Raw genomic sequence first — 18,322 nt, forward strand, 5'->3', positions numbered from 1 at the left:
GATGGATTCGCAACGCAATCTTTTAGTCATCGCTTTGCTGTTCGTGTCTTTCATGATCTGGCAAGCCTGGGAGCAGGATAAAAACCCGCAACCTCAGGCCCAACAGACCACGCAGACAACGACCACCGCAGCGGGTAGCGCCGCAGACCAGGGCGTACCGGCCAGTGGCCAGGGGAAACTGATTACGGTTAAGACTGACGTGCTTGATCTGACCATCAACACCCGTGGTGGTGATGTGGAACAGGCTTCGCTGCCAGCTTACCCGAAAGAACTTGGTTCTACCGAACCGTTCCAGTTACTGGAAACCACGCCACAGTTCATCTACCAGGCACAGAGTGGCCTGACCGGTCGTGACGGCCCGGATAACCCGGCTAACGGCCCACGTCCGCTGTACAACGTCGAAAAAGACGCATTTGTACTGGCAGACGGTCAGAACGAACTGCAGATCCCGATGACCTATACTGACGCAGCGGGTAACACGTTCACTAAAACGTTTGTCCTCAAGCGTGGTGAATATGCTGTCAACGTTAACTACAGCGTGCAGAACGCCGGCGAGAAACCGCTGGAAATCTCCACCTTTGGTCAGCTGAAGCAATCCATCAATCTGCCATCTCATCGCGACACCGGTAGCAGCAACTTTGCGCTGCACACCTTCCGTGGCGCGGCCTACTCCACGCCGGATGAGAAGTATGAGAAATACAAATTCGACACCATTGCTGAAAACGAAAACCTGAACGTCAACGCTAAAGACGGTTGGGTCGCAATGCTGCAACAGTATTTCGCAACGGCATGGGTTCCGCGTAACGACGGTACCAACAACTTCTATACCGCTAACCTGGGTAACGGCATTGCCGCTATCGGCTATAAATCACAGCCGGTACTGGTACAGCCAGGCCAGACTGGTGCGATGACCAGCACCCTGTGGGTCGGCCCGGAAATTCAGGATAAAATGGCGGCCGTTGCACCGCACCTGGATCTGACCGTGGATTACGGCTGGTTGTGGTTCATCTCTCAGCCGCTGTTTAAACTGCTGAAATGGATCCATAGCTTCCTGGGTAACTGGGGCTTCTCCATCATCGTTATCACCTTTATCGTTCGTGGCATCATGTACCCGCTGACCAAAGCGCAGTACACCTCCATGGCGAAGATGCGTATGCTGCAGCCGAAGATTCAGGCTATGCGTGAGCGTCTGGGCGATGACAAACAGCGCCAGAGCCAGGAAATGATGGCCCTGTACAAAGCTGAGAAGGTTAACCCGCTGGGCGGCTGCTTCCCGCTGATCATCCAGATGCCAATCTTCCTGGCGTTGTACTACATGCTGATGGGCTCCATTGAACTGCGCCATGCGCCGTTCGCGCTGTGGATCCATGACCTGTCTGCACAGGACCCGTACTACATTCTGCCGATCCTGATGGGCGTGACGATGTTCTTCATTCAGAAGATGTCTCCGACCACCGTGACTGACCCGATGCAGCAGAAGATCATGACCTTTATGCCGGTCATCTTCACCGTGTTCTTCCTGTGGTTCCCGTCAGGTCTGGTGCTGTACTATATCGTCAGCAACCTGGTAACCATTATTCAGCAGCAGCTGATTTACCGTGGTCTGGAGAAGCGTGGGCTGCATAGCCGCGAGAAGAAAAACTCCTGATTCGGTGTAGGCCGGATTAGGCGAAGCCGCCATCCGGCAAACGGAACATAACGTAAAGGGCGGTCATTAGACCGCCTTTTTTATTGCATCACAAAGAGACATATCATGAGCCATAACGACACCATCGTCGCTCAGGCCACGCCACCGGGACGTGGTGGCGTGGGTATCCTGCGTATCTCCGGCCTGAAGGCACGTGAGGTCGCAGAAACCGTGCTGGGCAAACTGCCAAAACCACGTTATGCCGACTATCTGCCGTTTAAAGACGCGGATGGCAGCGCGCTGGATCAAGGAATTGCCCTGTGGTTCCCCGGTCCAAACTCCTTTACCGGTGAAGACGTTTTAGAACTGCAGGGTCACGGCGGTCCGGTGATTCTCGATCTGCTGCTCAAACGTATTCTGACCATTCCCGGGCTGCGCATTGCCAGACCCGGTGAATTCTCCGAGCGCGCGTTTCTCAATGATAAGCTCGATTTAGCCCAGGCCGAGGCGATTGCCGACCTGATCGATGCCAGCTCGGAGCAAGCGGCTCGCTCAGCGCTGAACTCGTTGCAAGGCGCCTTTTCCGCACGGGTAAATCATCTTGTGGAAGCGCTCACTCACTTGCGCATCTACGTGGAAGCGGCGATTGATTTCCCGGATGAAGAAATCGACTTCCTGTCTGACGGCAAGATTGAAGCGCAGCTCAATAGCGTTATCAGCGATCTTGATGCTGTACGTGCCGAAGCGCGTCAGGGCAGCCTGCTGCGCGAAGGGATGAAGGTGGTGATTGCTGGTCGCCCGAACGCCGGGAAATCAAGCCTGCTAAACGCCCTGGCTGGCCGCGAAGCCGCCATTGTCACCGACATCGCCGGCACCACCCGCGACGTACTGCGTGAGCATATCCATATCGACGGCATGCCGCTGCACATCATCGACACCGCCGGTCTGCGCGACGCTAACGATGAAGTTGAACGCATTGGTATCGAACGTGCCTGGCAGGAAATCGAACAGGCCGACCGCGTACTGTTTATGGTTGATGGCACCACCACCGACGCCGTAGACCCGGCAGACATCTGGCCAGACTTTATTGCCCGTCTGCCAGCTAAACTGCCGATTACCGTGGTGCGTAACAAAGCGGATATTACCGGTGAGACGCTGGGCCTTAGCGAAGTAAATGGCCACTCACTGGTTCGTCTCTCCGCACGTACCGGGGAAGGTGTTGATGTGCTGCGCAACCATCTCAAGCAGAGCATGGGCTTTGAAACCAATATGGAAGGCGGCTTCCTGGCGCGTCGTCGTCACCTACAGGCGCTGGCAGAAGCGGCGGAGCATCTCGAGCAGGGCAAAGCTCAATTGCTCGGAGCATGGGCTGGGGAACTGCTGGCAGAGGAGCTACGCCTGGCTCAGCAGAACCTCAGTGAGATCACCGGTGAATTTACCTCCGACGATCTGCTGGGACGGATTTTCTCCAGCTTCTGTATCGGTAAGTAACCTTGTGTTGCCCGGTAGCGCGATGCTAACCGGGCCTACAGGCCCCGTAGGCCGGAGAAGGCGTTTACGCCGCCACCCGGCAACAACAATTTCCCATGTGGAAATCACTGTTGTCCAAATGGCAACTCGTGCAGTTGACTCTCTGCCCGTATGCTTAGCGCCACATTCCTCATGAGGTCGCTATGACACGCTTTCTAATCTGCAGTTTCGCCCTGGTTCTTCTTTATCCTGCCGGTATTGATATGTATCTGGTGGGGCTGCCCCGCATTGCGGCCGATCTACAGGCCAGCGAGGCGCAACTGCATATTGCGTTTTCGGTTTATCTGGCGGGAATGGCGACGGCGATGCTTTTCGCCGGTAAAATTGCCGACCAGTCAGGCCGCAAACCGGTCGCCATAGTCGGCGCACTCATCTTTATTTTCGCCTCTGCGCTATGTTCTTTCGCCGAGAGCGGTACGCCGTTCCTGGTAGGCCGCTTTATTCAGGGAGTGGGCGCTGGCTGCTGCTATGTGGTGGCTTTCGCTATTCTGCGCGATACGCTCGACGATCGCCGCCGCGCAAAAGTGCTGTCGCTGTTGAACGGAATCACCTGTATCGTACCGGTGCTGGCTCCGGTCATGGGACATCTGATTATGCTCAAGTATCCGTGGCAAAGCCTGTTCTACACGATGATGGGTATGGGTGTAGTCGTATGCCTGCTGTCGGTATTTATCCTGCGAGAATCGCGCCCAGCGACCCTCACGACGTCTACACCAAAGAACCACACCAACGAGTCTTTGGTGAACCGTTTTTTCTTAAGCCGCCTGGCCATAACCACCCTCAGCGTGTCGGTGATCCTGACCTTCGTGAATACCTCTCCGGTGCTGCTGATGGAAGTGATGGGCTTCGACCGTGGTGAATACGCCACGACGATGGCTATGACCGCAGGCATCAGTATGGCGGTCTCTTTCTCGACGCCGTTCGCCCTCAGTGTATTCAAGCCTCGCGTTCTGATGCTGACTTCACAGGCGTTATTTCTGGCAGCGGGCGTAGTGTTAACCCTTGCCGCCTCACACGCAGTAACGCTGTTTGGGCTGACTTTAATCTGCGCCGGGTTCTCGGTTGGTTTTGGTGTCGCCATGAGTCAGGCGCTGGGACCGTTCTCGCTGCGTGCAGGGGTTGCCAGCTCGGCGTTAGGTATTGCGCAGGTTTGCGGTTCATCACTATGGATTTGGCTGGCAGCGGTCCTCGGCCTTGATGCGCTGAATATGCTGATCGGGATTCTGATTGGCTGTAGCATAGTGAGTATCATGCTGATTATCATTGTTGCCCCTAACCGGTCCGCGCCAACTCATGAAGAAATCCCTCAGCAGTCTCGATCTTAATTTGTTGCTCTGCCTGCAACTATTGATGCAGGAACGCAGCGTTACCAAAACCGCCAAACGGATGAACGTCACGCCGTCGGCGGTGAGTAAGTCGCTGTCGAAACTGCGGACCTGGTTTGACGACCCGCTGTTTGTAAACACCCCGCTGGGACTTACGCCGACGCCATTAATGGTCAGCATGGAGCAGAATCTGGCAGAGTGGATGCAGATGAGCAATCAATTGCTGGATAAGCCGCACCATGAGGCTCCGCGCGGGTTGAAGTTTGATCTGGTGGCCGAAACGCCGTTGGTCATGATCATGTTTAACGCCCTCTCCCGGCAGATCTATCAGCGTTATCCCCAGGCGACGATCAAAATACGCAACTGGGACTATGATTCGCTGGATGCGATTATTCGCGGCGAGGTGGATATCGGCTTCACCGGCCGCGAAAGTCATCCGCGTTCGCGAGAACTGCTGAGCCTACTGCCGTTGTCGATCGACCATGAAGTGTTGTTTTCCGATCTCCCTTGCGTCTGGCTACGTGAAGATCATCCGGCATTGCAGGAAGAGTGGAGTCTGGACACATTTCTGCGCTATCCCCACATCAGTATTAGCTGGGAGCAAAGCGATACCTGGGCGCTGGACGATGTGCTTCAGGAGATGGGGCGCACACGCAATATCGCGTTATGCCTGCCAGGTTTTGAGCAGTCGCTGTTTATGGCCGCCCAGCCGGATCATGCGCTGATAGCCACAGCGCCGGTCTATTGTCAGCGTTATAACCAACTCCACCAGCTTCCGCTAGTGGCGCGTCCTATGCCATTTGATGCTGCGCAGTTAGAGAAAATGCGCGTACCGTTCACCCTCCTTTGGCATAAACGTAACAGCCATAATCCGAAGATCGTCTGGCTGAAAGAAACGATCAAGGCTCTGTATCGCGATATGTCCTGACGATCCGCCGCCACAGTGTTGCTTAAATGACCATTCTGGCAACAGAAATGTAAATGTCGCGTAATGTATTCCATTTCCGTTTATTTTTTAGCCGGTAAAACCTGCCTGAACGCCGTGTAAATGTTACTCTGGTTATAATCACGGACCATTAATCACGGAGCGAAAAATGGCGACACATTTTGCCAGAGGGATTCTTACGGAGGGACACCTGGTTTCAGTTCGTCTCCCTACTCCATATCACATTGAAGCAAGTAATCTACCCGCTCACCGTCGAACACGCTTCCTGGCCTCCCGAAGTCTTCTCGCAGAACTGATGTTCATGCTTTACGGCACCAGCACGTTGCCTGAGATTGTTACTGAGGCGAAAGGTAAGCCCGTTTTTCGCGATAAAAACCTGCCGGGATTTTCGATTTCTTATGCCGGAAATATTGTTGGCGTTGCACTGACAACAGAAGGTGTTTGCGGCCTGGATATGGAGCTTCAGCGAGCGACACGCGGTTTTCACAATCCGAATTCAACACAAACCTGGCGCTTCTCCAGTAACGAAAATCTGTGGATCAATAACCAAAACGACCCTAACGAAGCGCGTGCGCAGCTCATTACGTTGCGCCAGAGCGTTCTCAAACTCACCGGCGATGTGTGTAATGACGATCCGCGCGAACTCCAGCTTTTACCCGGCGCAGGGCGTCTGAAATGTGCCCATGTTGCGCAGGTTGAAGCCATTTGCGATGCGGAAGATGTGCTGGTGTGGTCGGTTGCGGTTACGCCAACCATTGAAAAACTCAAGGTTTGGGAGTTTGATGGTAAACAGGACTGGAAAAGTTTGCCTGATATCCAGACTCGCGCCAATGAGCCAACGGGTCGCCTGATCCGGTTCTCTCAATTATGCGCAGCGAAAAGCCATACGCTTAACTGATTTAACCTTCATGATGAAACAGGAGTCACCATGTCTGAAACATTGAATGTTGTTACGTTACTGGGAAGTCTGCGCAAAGGTTCGTTTAACGGCATGGTTGCCCGCACGCTGCCTAAAATTGCGCCCGCAGGAATGGAAGTGAGCGCGTTACCGTCGATTGGTGATATCCCGCTGTATGATGCCGACCTCCAGCAGGAAGAAGGTTTCCCGGCCAGCGTAGAAGCGCTGGCAGAGCAAATCAGGAAAGCTGATGGTGTTGTTATCGTGACACCAGAATATAACTATTCTGTTCCTGGCGGATTGAAAAACGCCATCGACTGGCTGTCCCGCCTGCCCGATCAGCCATTATCTGGCAAGCCGGTACTGATTCAGACCAGCTCAATGGGCGCTATTGGCGGCGCGCGCTGTCAGTACCATCTGCGTCAGATCCTGGTGTTCCTCGACGCCATGGTGATGAACAAGCCGGAATTTATGGGCGGCGTCATTCAGAACAAGGTGGACCCGCAGACGGGTGAAGTCATCGACCAAAGCACGCTGGACCATCTTACCGGTCAACTGACCGCATTTGGCGAGTATATTCAGCGCGTGAAAGCGTAAACGAAAAAGCCCGGCGATTTGCCGGGCTTGTCTTTCTAAAACCAAATAAACAGCGATCAGTGCGCGTCGATAAACACAATCTTCAGCACAAACAGCAGCGCGACAACGATGACGCACGGGCTGAGATCGCGCAAACGTCCGGTCCCGATTTTCATCACGCAGTAGGAAATAAAGCCCAGCGCGATACCTTCGGTAATCGAGAAGCTAAACGGCATCATCACGGCGGTAATGAACGCAGGAACCGCTTCTGTCAGGTCATCCCACTTCACGCGCGACAGGCTTGATGTCATCAGCACACCGACGTAAATCAGCGCACCGGCCGCGGCATAGCCCGGCACCATTCCCGCCAGCGGCGACAGGAAGATAACCAGCAGGAACAGCAGGCCGACAACCACGGCGGTAAGCCCAGTACGTCCGCCGACAGAAACCCCGGAAGAAGATTCAATATACGCGGTAACGGAAGAAGTACCGATAAACGCGCCGGTGACAGATGACACGCTATCTACATACAACGCCTGCTTCATACGCGGGAACTTGCCCTTCGCATCCGCCAGACCGGCTTTATCCGTAACGCCAATCAGCGTACCGGAGGAGTCGAACAGGTTGACCAGCATGAATGAAAAAATCACCCCCGCCAGGCCAATATTAAACGAACCGGCCAGATCGACATGGCCAATAACGGACATCACGCTCGGTGGCGCAGAGACGATACCGTTGTAATGCACATCGCCCAGCATCCAGCCCAGTAACGTGGTAACAATGATGGAGATCAGCACCGCCGCATGAATGTTGCGTGACGCCAGAATCGCGATAATAAAGAAGCCCAGAATACCGAGCAGCACGCTGTGAGACGTCAGGTTGCCGATGGACACCAGCGTGTCTTTGTTCGCCACGATAACACCAGCGTTTTTCAGCCCCATCATGCCGATGAACAGACCAATACCGCTGGTGATCCCCACGCGCAGGCTAACCGGGATATTAGCAATCATCCAGTAACGTACGCGGAAAATTGTCAGCAGCAGCAGACCTACTGCGCCCCAGAAGATAGCGCCCATACCAATCTGCCAGGAGAGGCCCATCGCGCCAACGACCACGAAAGCAAAGAATGCGTTCAGGCCCATTGCAGGCGCAAGTGCGACCGGCAGGTTGGCAAACAGGCCCATCAGGATGCTACCAAAAGCAGCAATAAGACAGGTGGTAACGAAGACGGCGCTGGTATCCATGCCAGCTACGCCAAGAATTTGCGGGTTAACAAAAACGATATACACCATCGTCAGGAAGGTCGTTAAACCGGCGATCACTTCGGTCCGTGCCGTCGTGCCATGTTCGCGCAGTTTGAACACGCGTTCCAGCATCCCCTGGCCAGAAGCCTGGGTTGTGTGTTGTTGACTCATTATCAATTTCCGAACAAGGAGGGAAAATTCGTCGCTATCCTATACCAAAATGCGACAATAGGGTTGAGTTATGAGCAACTTTTTTCATTGATTTTGCTTATACGGCAACGATTGCGTGGCCCAATAATGCATTACGAAAACGTTAAACTTGTTAAAATGGAAATGACATGTCCCAGATAGAAGCCGTATTTTTTGACTGTGACGGTACCCTTGTCGACAGTGAAGTGATTTGTTCTCGCGCGTATATCAGCATGTTCCAGGCGTTCGGCATTACGCTCGATCTTGAAGAAATTTTTAAACGCTTCAAAGGGGTAAAGCTGTACGAGATCATCGACATTATCAACGAAGAGCACGGTGTCGAACTGGCAAAAGCCGATTTAGAACCGGTTTACCGCGCTGAGGTCGCACGTCTGTTCGATACGGAACTGGAAGTGATCGCTGGCGCTAATGCGCTACTGGACAGTATGACGGTGCCCATGTGTGTAGTGTCCAACGGTCCAGTCAGTAAAATGCAGCATTCGCTGGGTAAGCTGGGCATGTTGCACCATTTTCCTGATTTATTGTTCAGCGGTTACGATATTCAACGCTGGAAGCCCGATCCGGACCTGATGTTCCATGCGGCAAAAGCGATGGACGTCAACGTTGAGAACTGCATTCTGGTCGATGATTCCAGTGCCGGCGCGCAGGCGGGGATTGCTGCGGGAATGGAAGTATTCTATTTCTGCGCCGATCCGCACAACAAACCGATCGATCATCCAAAAGTGACGACTTTTACCGATTTGGCACAGTTGCCGGAATTGTGGAAAGCGCGCGGATGGGATATTACGCGTTAACTGAAATGCCGGATGGCGCTAACGCTGATCCGGCCTAGTTTCTACGTTTTTATTACTCTTTCGGATCTTTGCCCGCCAGCAGCTTATCCAGTTCATCTCCACCTACGTGACGGAAATCTTGTCCCTTCACGAAGTAGAAGATGTATTCACAGATATTCTGGCAACGGTCACCGATACGCTCGATGGAACGGGCGCAAAACAGCGCGGTAAGCACGCTTGGGATAGTACGCGGGTCTTCCATCATATAGGTCATCAGCTGACGCACGATGCCTTCATATTCCTGGTCAACTTTCTTATCTTCACGATAAATACGTACCGCTTCGTCCAGATCCATACGCGCAAACGCATCCAGCACGTCATGCAGCATCTGCACAGTGTGGCGGCCCAGTGATTCCAGGCTGACCAGCAGCGGCTGATGCTGATGCGAGAATTTCTCCAGCGCGGTGCGACAAATTTTGTCCGCCACGTCGCCAATACGCTCCAGCTCAGCGATGGTTTTGATAATCGCCATCACCAGGCGCAGGTCGCTGGCGGTCGGCTGACGTTTGGCAATAATACGCACGCAGGCTTCGTCGATCGCCACTTCCATCATGTTGACGTTCTTATCGCCTTCAATGACGCGCTTCGCCAGCTCGCTGTCCTGGTTATGCATGGCGGTAATCGCATCAGAAAGCTGCTGCTCGACCATGCCGCCCATGGTCATCACCTGGGTACGGATGCTTTCCAGTTCGGCATTGAACTGGCCGGAAATATGTTTATTTAGGTTAAGGTTATCCACAACAAGCTCCTGAATCAGCCGTAACGACCGGTGATGTAGTCTTCAGTTTGTTTCTTCGCGGGCTTGGTGAACAGATCGTCCGTGTTGCTGAACTCAATCAACTCGCCCAGGTACATAAATGCCGTGTGATCGGAACAACGTGCCGCCTGCTGCATGTTGTGGGTCACGATAACAACGGTGTAATCCTCTTTCAGCTCGGTGATCAGCTCTTCGATACGCCCGGTAGAGATCGGGTCGAGCGCTGAACATGGCTCATCCAGCAGAAGCACTTCCGGGCGAATGGCGATGCCACGCGCAATGCACAGACGCTGCTGCTGACCACCAGAGAGAGAGTACCCACTCTGATGTAATTTATCTTTGGTTTCGTTCCACAATGCGGCCTTGGTCAATGCCCACTGCACACGCTCGTCCATATCCGCACGAGAGAGCTTCTCAAACAGACGCACGCCAAACGCGATGTTGTCGTAGATGGACATCGGGAACGGCGTCGGCTTCTGGAATACCATCCCCACTTTGGCACGCAGCAGCGCGATATCCTGGGTATTGGTGAGAATATTGTCGCCATCCAGCAGGATTTCACCTTCCGCACGCTGTTCCGGGTACAGCTCAAACATTTTGTTGAACGTACGAAGCAGCGTCGATTTACCACAGCCTGACGGCCCGATAAACGCCGTAACCTGGTTTTTAGCAATATCCAGGTTGATGTTCTTCAGGGCATGGAATTTGCCATAGTAGAAGTTCAAATCACGAACCTGAATCTTACCCGGAGCAGTATCAACCATACTCATTTCAATCTATTCCTCATCCGGCGCCGCATCAGCCACGCCGTAAAAATTAACCGTGTTTCTTCTTCGCGAAAATGACGCGCGCCAGAATGTTCAGCAGCAGTACGCACAGGGTAATAATCAGTACCCCAGCCCAGGCCAGTTGCTGCCACTCAGCAAATGGACTCATCGCAAACTTAAAGATAGTGACCGGCAGGTTGGCGATAGGCTGCATCATGTCGGTGCTCCAGAACTGATTGGAGAGCGATGTAAACAGCAGCGGAGCCGTTTCACCGGCAATACGCGCAATGGCCAGCAGGACACCTGTAATAATGCCCGAGACAGATGCCTTCAGGGTGATCGCAGAAATCATCTTCCACTTCGGTGTACCCAGCGCATAGGCAGCTTCACGCAGGCTGTCCGGCACCAGTTTGAGCATGTTCTCCGTGGTACGAATCACAATGGGCACCTGCAGCAGCGCCAGCGCGATAACGCCCGCCCAGCCGGAGAAGTGTTCCATTTTTGCGACCACAATGGTGTAAACGAACAGACCGACCACAATTGATGGCGCAGAAAGCAGGATGTCATTGATAAAGCGGATGACCTCAGCCAGCCAGGACTTACGCCCGTACTCAGCCAGGTAGATGCCCGCCATAATACCCAGCGGGGTGCCAAACACGGTCGCCCACAGGATCAACAGTCCGCTACCGGCCAGAGCGTTCGCCAGACCACCACCAGCCGTATTCGGCGGCGGCGTCATTTCGGTGAACAGCGCCAGAGACATACCGTCAATACCACGGGTAATCGTGGACATCAGGATCCAGATCAGCCAGAACAGACCGAACGCCATGGTCGCCATAGAGAGCGTCAGGGCGATACGGTTCTTCAGGCGGCGACGCGCCTGCATTTTACGGCGGGATTCCGCAAGCGCAGTGGTGTTTTGCATTTCAAGCGTAGCCATTAGCGTGCCCCCTCGTTCTTCGCAAGGCGCATGATCATGAACTTAGACGCAGCCAGTACGATGAAGGTGATCACAAACAGAATCAGCCCCAACTCCATCAACGCAGCAACGTGCAGCCCTGATTCCGCTTCGGCAAATTCATTCGCCAGCGCAGAGGTAATACTGTTGCCAGGCATGTACAGCGAGGCACTGTCGAGCTGATAGGTGTTACCGATGATAAAGGTCACCGCCATAGTCTCACCAAGTGCACGGCCCAGACCCAACATCACGCCGCCGATCACGCCATTTTTGGTGAACGGGAGGACGATGCGCCAGATAACTTCCCAGGTGGTACAACCGATGCCGTAGGCTGACTCTTTCATCAGCACTGGCGTTTGTTCGAACACATCGCGCATAACCGCCGCAATGTAAGGAATAATCATGATGGCGAGGATCACACCCGCAGCCAGAATCCCAATACCAAACGCCGGACCAGCAAACAGCGCGCCAACAAACGGAATGTTGGAAAGGATGTTCCCGACCGGTTCCTGGAAATAAGTCGCAAACAGCGGAGCAAAAATAAACAGGCCCCACATGCCGTACACGATACTTGGAATTGCCGCCAGCAGTTCAATAGCGATACCCAGCGGGCGACGCAGCCAGCCAGGTGCAAGTTCAGTCAGGAATAAAGCAATGCCGAAACTCACCGGAACGGCAATCAGCAGTGCGATAAGCGAGGTGACCAGCGTACCGTAAATCGGTACTAATGCACCGTAGATATCATTTGGCGCATCCCATTCTTTGGTCCACAGGAAGGAGAAACCAAATTTCTGAATGCTTGGCCAGGAGGAGATAACCAGAGAGACAATAATGCCACCCAACATCAATAGCACAATCAGCGCAGCCAGTTTTACCAGCGCGCTGAATATCATGTCACCCTTTTTACCCGGTGGGTTAAAAGCAGGCTTTGTTGCAGCCATAAATCACTCTTTAAGTTTGGGCCAGGAAGCAAGCATTTTATCGTGCTTCCCGGCTAACGTAATGCCATACCCTAAATAATCCGAGTTGCAGCAAGGCGGCAAGCTTGTGAATCCCCAGGAGCATAGATTTACTATGTGACTGGGGTGAACAAGCACAGCCAACACAGCTGCGGCTCGAAGTATGACGGGTATTTAGTACAGCGCTTTACCGCTGCTGTCTTTCACGTTGGTTTTCCATGCAGCACGAACCTGCTCAACCACGCTGTCCGGCAGGCTGGCATAATCCAGGTCATTAGCCTGTTTGCCGCCATTTTTGTACGCCCAGTCGAAGAACTTCAGCACTTCAGCGCCCTGCTCAGGTTTCTTCTGCTCTTTATGCACCAGGATGAAGGTGGTGGAAGTGATTGGCCACGCATCGTCACCTTTCTGGTTGGTTAGATCCTGAGCGAAGGTTTTGCTCCAGTCAGCACCTTTCGCAGCGTTAGCAAAGTTCTCTTCGGTCGGGCTTACCGGTTTGCCATCGGCAGAAACCAGTTTGGTGTAAGCCAGGTTGTTCTGCTTAGCGTAAGCGTACTCAACGTAGCCGATAGAGCCAGGCAGACGTTGTACGAATGCGGCGATACCGTCATTCCCTTTACCGCCCAGGCCGGTCGGCCAGTTAACGGTAGAACCGGAACCAATTTTCGATTTCCACTCTTCATTCACTTTTGCCAGGTAGCTGGTGAAAACGAACGAAGTACCTGAACCGTCAGCACGGCGCACAACGGCGATATTCTGCGAAGGCAGCTTCAGACCCGGGTTCAGTTTGGTGATGGCTTCATCATCCCACTTCTTAATTTTGCCGAGGTAAATGTCACCCAGCGTTTTGCCGTCAAGCACCAGCTCGCCGGATTTCAGGCCAGGGATATTCACCGCCAGCACTACACCGCCGATCACGGTCGGGAACTGGAACAGACCTTCTTGATTGAGTTTTTCGTCAGACAGCGGCGCATCTGAGGCACCAAAATCAACGGTATTCGCAGTGATTTGTTTTACACCACCGGAGGAGCCGATACCCTGGTAGTTTACTTTGCTACCGGTCTCTTTCTGATAGGTATCTGCCCATTTGGCATACACTGGCGCAGGAAAAGTTGCACCTGCACCCGTCAGGCTCGCTGCGGCAAAGGCAGAGAACGCGCTCATGGATAAGGTCGCGGCGACAACAGTTGCGACAGTGGTACGCATAACTTTCATAATGTCTCCTGCACGGTTTTCGTAAATTGTTGTTTGAGTTGCTACTGTGAGCAAAATAGGACAAACAGGTGACAGTTAAATGTACGAAATATGACAGTTTTATGACAGATAAAATTAACTTACAACCATTTGAATTTTAAGGATATTTTTAAACATGAAAAACAGAGATGTTAAAGACGTATGACAGCGACTGTCACAAAACAGTCGCCAGGAGATCGGTGTGTGAACGCAATTGTTATTTTGTATATTCAATCGTAAATTCGGAGTCAGCGTTGGCGGTGCCCGGCATGATGGTATCGCTGATAGCAATGTAGCGAGCCATAAATTGCATATCTGCCGTTCCGGCAACAGGATCAATATCAGCGCTCTTAGACGTTGTGTACAATGGCACCTGTGAACCATCGCCCAGATTATAAATGCGGATAGCCACCCCCGACGCGGCAACGGCCTGGCCAGTCCCCGTATAATCGCCAGGACTTGCCCCAGCAACCGGAGTACCAATCGCCAGATCGCCATTACCGTTAGCCGCTTCTGTACCGTCAAAACGAACCGCCGCTTTACTATAGGTATCAGGGCATTTCTCAAGACGGATATGAAATTCGGTCTGCATCGCGGTAGAACCTATACCTGAAAATGCGGTTCTGTTGACTTTACCTAATGCCACATTCTGATTAGCGGTATCTGCAGTTACTTCACAGGCGCTGTCAATAACTTCACCGAGAAAATGTACGGTGCCATCAGAAGCCAGCGTATTTCCTGCCATAAAAAATGAAGATACCACTAGCGTCGTTTTTAGTATTCCTTTCATCATGTTGATTCCCGTTATTAATAAAATAGGATTAGATTAGTTCGTTATTTCCAGCGTGATCGTTGCGTAGGCTTCAAATGTACCAGGTTGAGGCCGTGCTCCCGTCGCGCTGGCAGGCGCGGCAGAAAAAGTCAAAGAGTTAGTCTCGGCGCCGGCATTATTGACGCCCATATCCATATCCATTTTTCCGCCTGTCACCTTAACCATCTGATCCCATTTGTCATAAATCATAATTCCGACATCATCATTACCCAGGACTTTCATCATATTTGCGCTGGAATCAACGGGATCCGCATTAAATGTTGAATAGACGATATTCTCATCCAACATTCCGGTACATTTCACCTGAACCGTTTTGGTCACTTTATGGCCTGCAGCAGCGGTGCCTTGCGTTGTCGAAAAATCCGCTACGGGGATCTTACCGAAATTCACCTCTATCACCTGGCCGGAATCAATTTCACAACTCTGCGGCGCCACGATATCGCCAACAATTCTGATTTCTGCCAGTTTGTCGGTGCTGGCAACGGAGGAGCTAGCATCAAGCCCCCCGTATAAATCAGCCACAATAGAGCCAGGAATGGCGACCTGACCAACAAACGGTTTATTAATAAGGAAAGAGACTTTGACTTCAGACCCGGTATCCAGCGTTGCAGCATCGCCCTCAACGGTATCGGTATAACAACCGGTCCCCTCGATGACCACATTAGGTTCAGCCTCAAAGGGAACCGCAATAAGGCCTCGCCCATGAACCTTAATCGACGTTGCAATACTCAGGTTATCGTTGAGCGTATAGTACGTGTAACCGTTTTTAGTGGTATCAATACTCAAAGGCGAACGGGCGGTATAATAAATATTACGAAATATCGATGAAAAGTGGGTCAGACAGCTACAGCTAACCAAATACGATTGTGACGATGTTAATGTCTCCAGATCCCTGACTTCTGTTCCGGCTTTATTTTTTTCTGCAGGAATCTTGGCGTTATTGAGATTAAGGTCATAAATATAAGTCCCTTTGTCCGTATGACAAATACCATCGCCAGCCCGGCAAACAGGTGAAATCAGAACCATAAAGCAAGAAGATAATATTATTGTCCATAAACGCATAATTAAATTCCTTATTGGCAAGTGACGGCTTGCTGCACCAGTTCAGCATTCTCTGGTTTATTACCCAGCGTATAATTAACAGCACATGTTGTTGCTTTATCACCGCCCCAGCTTAGGGTGAAACGACCGTTTTCCGGCATCCCCGACAAATAGAGTTCGCCGTTATCGCCGACAATCCCGGTTACCGTTCCAGAATCCAGCTCCGCCGACGCCATCGCGCCAAACGGCGCAGGTTTGCCATTCGACTGCATCACATTAAACAACACGCGATAACCGACATGCGTTACAAACGCTGCTTTCACCACGGCGCCGCGCGTTGGCACCAGATTGACTACAGTGCTATCCAGCTCAATATTGGCTTTGGCAAAATAGTTGCTGTCAATTGCCACGCGGTTTTCGTCGTACGGGTTAAGCTGCGTTTTCACCGTATAGCCCCGCCAGTCTGTAGCAACCCCGGTCGTGTTTTCTACGGTAAGGCCATCAGCGCCCGGCGCTTCCACCAGCGCGACGGTTTCCCCCAACTCCTGCGAGAAGGTCACACCGCCGCTGTGAACCAGGATGCCGCCGCGCGCACCATAGTTCAGCGTCTGTGAATCACGGCTCCAGGCATAACCGCCGTTTACTGAACCATAAGTACCGTCATATCCCATGCTGGCATTCCCGCCATAGGTATCTTCCGGTGAGCTGGTCCAGGATTCCTGCACGTTATAGGAAAGATTGTGGCCCTCCAGCAATGTGCCGCCAACGCCAGCCTGCATTGTGCTGTCGTTATGATTATTTTGCGTCATCGAGTAGTTAACGTAGCTGCTCTCCATCGCCCCTGAAAGCGGGATGGAAACCGTCAGCATGAATATCTGTTCGTGATCGCTGTCATCGTTGTCGTTTTTATTATTGCTACCGGAAGAACGATTCGCAGAGTCGGTATAGTTCCACGACGCGTTCCACGAAATTCGCCGCCAGCTGTTGCTATAGCCAAACTGCACCAGGCGCTCGACTTCATCCGTTTGCCAGTATTGCTGACGGCTTAATGTCAGATAAATATTGCCAAAACCGGGGCCAAATGATTGCGTCCAGGTTCCTTCCACGCGGCTACGGCGGTTGCCCGTCTCCCAGAAATCAGAGCTGTTGTCCTGCCGCGATGCCCACTCGCCGAGGGTGTAATAGCCTTCCGTGGAATAACGGTACCCCACCAGACGGAAACTGGTGTCGGTATCATCAAAACGTTTGGAGTAGAGAAAACGCCAGGACTGGCCGCTTTCATTATCACCATCGTCAAAGTGTGAACGGGCGTGGGTCACATCAAACGATACGGCCCCGATCGACCCCATATCTTTACCCATACCAAGCGCGGCGGAAGCATAATCTTCCGCAACCTGCGTGCCGCCATAGAGCGTTAATCCCCATGGCAGGCCATGCAACACCTGCGCCTGAACGACGTTAGGGGTAAATCCGCTTTCATCGCGCATTTCACCGACGCTAATATCAAAATCGGTCTGGCCTTCACGCTTCAGTATCGCCAGCGACGCGTACGGCTGGGTAAAGTGCTGCTCGCTACCGTCTTCTTCTTTTATGGTGACATCAAGATCGCCGCCGCCGCTGGTGGTGTTCAGGTCGGTGATCTCGAAAGCGCCCTGCGGCACGGCTGACTGATAAATGACATATTTATTCTGCCGGATGATAACAGTGGCGTTACTTTTCGCCACCCCGCGAACCACTGGCGCAAACCCGTTCTGGCTCGACGGTAGCATGTCATCGTCGGTATAGAGTCTGACCCCGCGGATCTGGGCGCTGTCAAAGACATCACTCGCCGTCCAGGTGTCGCCGACCATAATCTGGCTGCGCAGCGCGGCGATATCGCGCTGGACATAGCTACTGATGGAGTGATATTCCGTGTCGCTGCCAGTAGCGCTTAGCGTACTGTAGTTACGCAACCGCCATGCCCCCAGGTTAATCCCATTACGCAGGTTCAGATAATAAGAGTCATCGTTCCCATTGTCGTAATTAGACTTTACCGTGTGCGATCCGGAAAAATCATAATTGACCATCATCGCATTGATGCCCTCATCCCAGCGTGATGGGCTGATATAGTCATAGGCCGCCGTGTTCAGATAGATCTGTGGAACAGATATATTTAACGCCAGCTTATTTGCATCTAATAACCAGGTAGAGCCACCAATTAACGGAACGGGATTCACGCAGGCTGTATTATCGACATCCTGCAAACCTTTCACTGCGTCTACCTTGACACCATACGACGACAATACCTCCTTAACCGCGACAAAGCAGGGATGCAGGTCGGCATCCGGTTGATCCTGCACAAAGGTCACATCCCGTCGTTCAAACAGTTTCCCGTTAATGACGATATCGACCTTATAATCGCCCGGCGGCAACGCGTTGGAACGGTTAAACTGATGAATATCCACGTCCACGGGGTGATCGATTTCCAGCAAACCAGGGTTAAACAGCGTTTCACTGGCCATTGTCGGGAAAGCGATACTTAGATATGCACCTGAAATCAAGACGAGGCAAAGACGAGGGTGAATCATCAAGATATCCTTATCGCAA

Annotated in this window: 16 protein-coding genes; 7 read left to right on the top strand and 9 right to left on the bottom strand. The window is 52.5% G+C overall.

The window, feature by feature from the left end; translation table 11 throughout:
* Window position 1 precedes the first annotated feature (1 nt).
* The 6 genes from yidC to FDW96_RS14850 all read left to right on the top strand — a co-directional run bounded on the left by yidC (window position 2) and on the right by FDW96_RS14850 (window position 6,923).
* Window positions 2–1,648 (top strand): membrane protein insertase YidC, encoded by a 1,647-nt coding sequence (yidC, locus tag FDW96_RS14825; protein ID WP_006687746.1) that lies wholly within the window; start codon window positions 2–4, stop codon window positions 1,646–1,648.
* Window positions 1,649–1,753: 105 nt separating this feature from the next.
* A complete protein-coding gene (gene mnmE, locus FDW96_RS14830; protein WP_048237057.1) occupies window positions 1,754–3,118 on the top strand; it encodes a tRNA uridine-5-carboxymethylaminomethyl(34) synthesis GTPase MnmE in 1,365 nt (454 codons plus the stop codon).
* 182 nt (window positions 3,119–3,300) lie between these two features.
* Window positions 3,301–4,482 carry an MFS transporter gene (locus FDW96_RS14835; protein ID WP_042311432.1) on the top strand — a complete coding sequence of 394 codons (1,182 nt, stop codon included), beginning with the start codon at window positions 3,301–3,303 and terminating at the stop codon, window positions 4,480–4,482.
* The gene (yidZ, locus tag FDW96_RS14840) at window positions 4,451–5,410 is read left to right on the top strand and encodes an HTH-type transcriptional regulator YidZ (RefSeq protein WP_042311429.1); all 960 of its coding nucleotides are present in this window, start codon (window positions 4,451–4,453) and stop codon (window positions 5,408–5,410) included. The genes FDW96_RS14835 and yidZ overlap by 32 nt, the downstream gene beginning before the upstream one ends.
* 166 nt (window positions 5,411–5,576) lie before the next feature.
* Window positions 5,577–6,326, top strand: coding sequence for a 4'-phosphopantetheinyl transferase superfamily protein (locus tag FDW96_RS14845; RefSeq protein ID WP_042311427.1), 750 nt, complete (start codon window positions 5,577–5,579; stop codon window positions 6,324–6,326).
* A gap of 30 nt (window positions 6,327–6,356) precedes the next feature.
* Complete coding sequence (locus FDW96_RS14850) at window positions 6,357–6,923, top strand: NADPH-dependent FMN reductase (RefSeq protein ID WP_042311425.1); 567 nt, start codon at window positions 6,357–6,359, stop codon at window positions 6,921–6,923.
* Window positions 6,924–6,979: 56 nt separating this feature from the next.
* On the opposite strand, the gene adeP is transcribed toward FDW96_RS14850, so the two are convergent.
* Window positions 6,980–8,317: an adenine permease AdeP gene (gene adeP / locus FDW96_RS14855; RefSeq protein WP_006687753.1), complete on the bottom strand. Its 1,338-nt coding sequence runs from the start codon at window positions 8,315–8,317 to the stop codon at window positions 6,980–6,982.
* Between the two features lie 167 nt (window positions 8,318–8,484).
* On the opposite strand from adeP, the gene yieH reads away from it, so the two are divergent.
* The gene (gene yieH / locus FDW96_RS14860) at window positions 8,485–9,150 is read left to right on the top strand and encodes a 6-phosphogluconate phosphatase (protein ID WP_042311423.1); all 666 of its coding nucleotides are present in this window, start codon (window positions 8,485–8,487) and stop codon (window positions 9,148–9,150) included.
* A gap of 52 nt (window positions 9,151–9,202) precedes the next feature.
* Here yieH and phoU read toward each other — a convergent pair whose 3' ends face one another.
* From phoU to FDW96_RS14900, 8 genes are all read right to left on the bottom strand, one after another.
* Window positions 9,203–9,928 carry a phosphate signaling complex protein PhoU gene (gene phoU, locus FDW96_RS14865; protein ID WP_038635754.1) on the bottom strand — a complete coding sequence of 242 codons (726 nt, stop codon included), beginning with the start codon at window positions 9,926–9,928 and terminating at the stop codon, window positions 9,203–9,205.
* A gap of 14 nt (window positions 9,929–9,942) precedes the next feature.
* The gene (pstB, locus tag FDW96_RS14870; protein WP_003023821.1) at window positions 9,943–10,716 is read right to left on the bottom strand and encodes a phosphate ABC transporter ATP-binding protein PstB; all 774 of its coding nucleotides are present in this window, start codon (window positions 10,714–10,716) and stop codon (window positions 9,943–9,945) included.
* Window positions 10,717–10,762: 46 nt separating this feature from the next.
* On the bottom strand, window positions 10,763–11,653 hold the full coding sequence (pstA, locus tag FDW96_RS14875; protein ID WP_003827037.1) for a phosphate ABC transporter permease PstA: 891 nt from the start codon (window positions 11,651–11,653) through the stop codon (window positions 10,763–10,765).
* Complete coding sequence (gene pstC / locus FDW96_RS14880) at window positions 11,653–12,612, bottom strand: phosphate ABC transporter permease PstC (RefSeq protein WP_038635761.1); 960 nt, start codon at window positions 12,610–12,612, stop codon at window positions 11,653–11,655. The genes pstA and pstC overlap by 1 nt, the downstream gene beginning before the upstream one ends.
* A gap of 192 nt (window positions 12,613–12,804) precedes the next feature.
* On the bottom strand, window positions 12,805–13,845 hold the full coding sequence (pstS, locus tag FDW96_RS14885; RefSeq protein WP_042311421.1) for a phosphate ABC transporter substrate-binding protein PstS: 1,041 nt from the start codon (window positions 13,843–13,845) through the stop codon (window positions 12,805–12,807).
* A gap of 235 nt (window positions 13,846–14,080) precedes the next feature.
* The gene (locus tag FDW96_RS14890) at window positions 14,081–14,656 is read right to left on the bottom strand and encodes a chaperone-usher fimbrial major subunit (RefSeq protein WP_137349177.1); all 576 of its coding nucleotides are present in this window, start codon (window positions 14,654–14,656) and stop codon (window positions 14,081–14,083) included.
* A 33-nt stretch (window positions 14,657–14,689) separates the two neighbouring features.
* Window positions 14,690–15,757, bottom strand: a complete 1,068-nt coding sequence (gene stgD, locus FDW96_RS14895; protein ID WP_137349178.1) for a fimbrial protein StgD — start codon at window positions 15,755–15,757, stop codon at window positions 14,690–14,692.
* A gap of 11 nt (window positions 15,758–15,768) precedes the next feature.
* The gene (locus FDW96_RS14900; RefSeq protein WP_137365893.1) at window positions 15,769–18,303 is read right to left on the bottom strand and encodes a fimbria/pilus outer membrane usher protein; all 2,535 of its coding nucleotides are present in this window, start codon (window positions 18,301–18,303) and stop codon (window positions 15,769–15,771) included.
* Window positions 18,304–18,322: the final 19 nt, after the last annotated feature.

The organism is Citrobacter sp. TBCS-15, from assembly GCF_005280815.1.
In the GTDB taxonomy this organism is placed as follows: Bacteria; Pseudomonadota; Gammaproteobacteria; order Enterobacterales; family Enterobacteriaceae; genus Citrobacter; species Citrobacter werkmanii.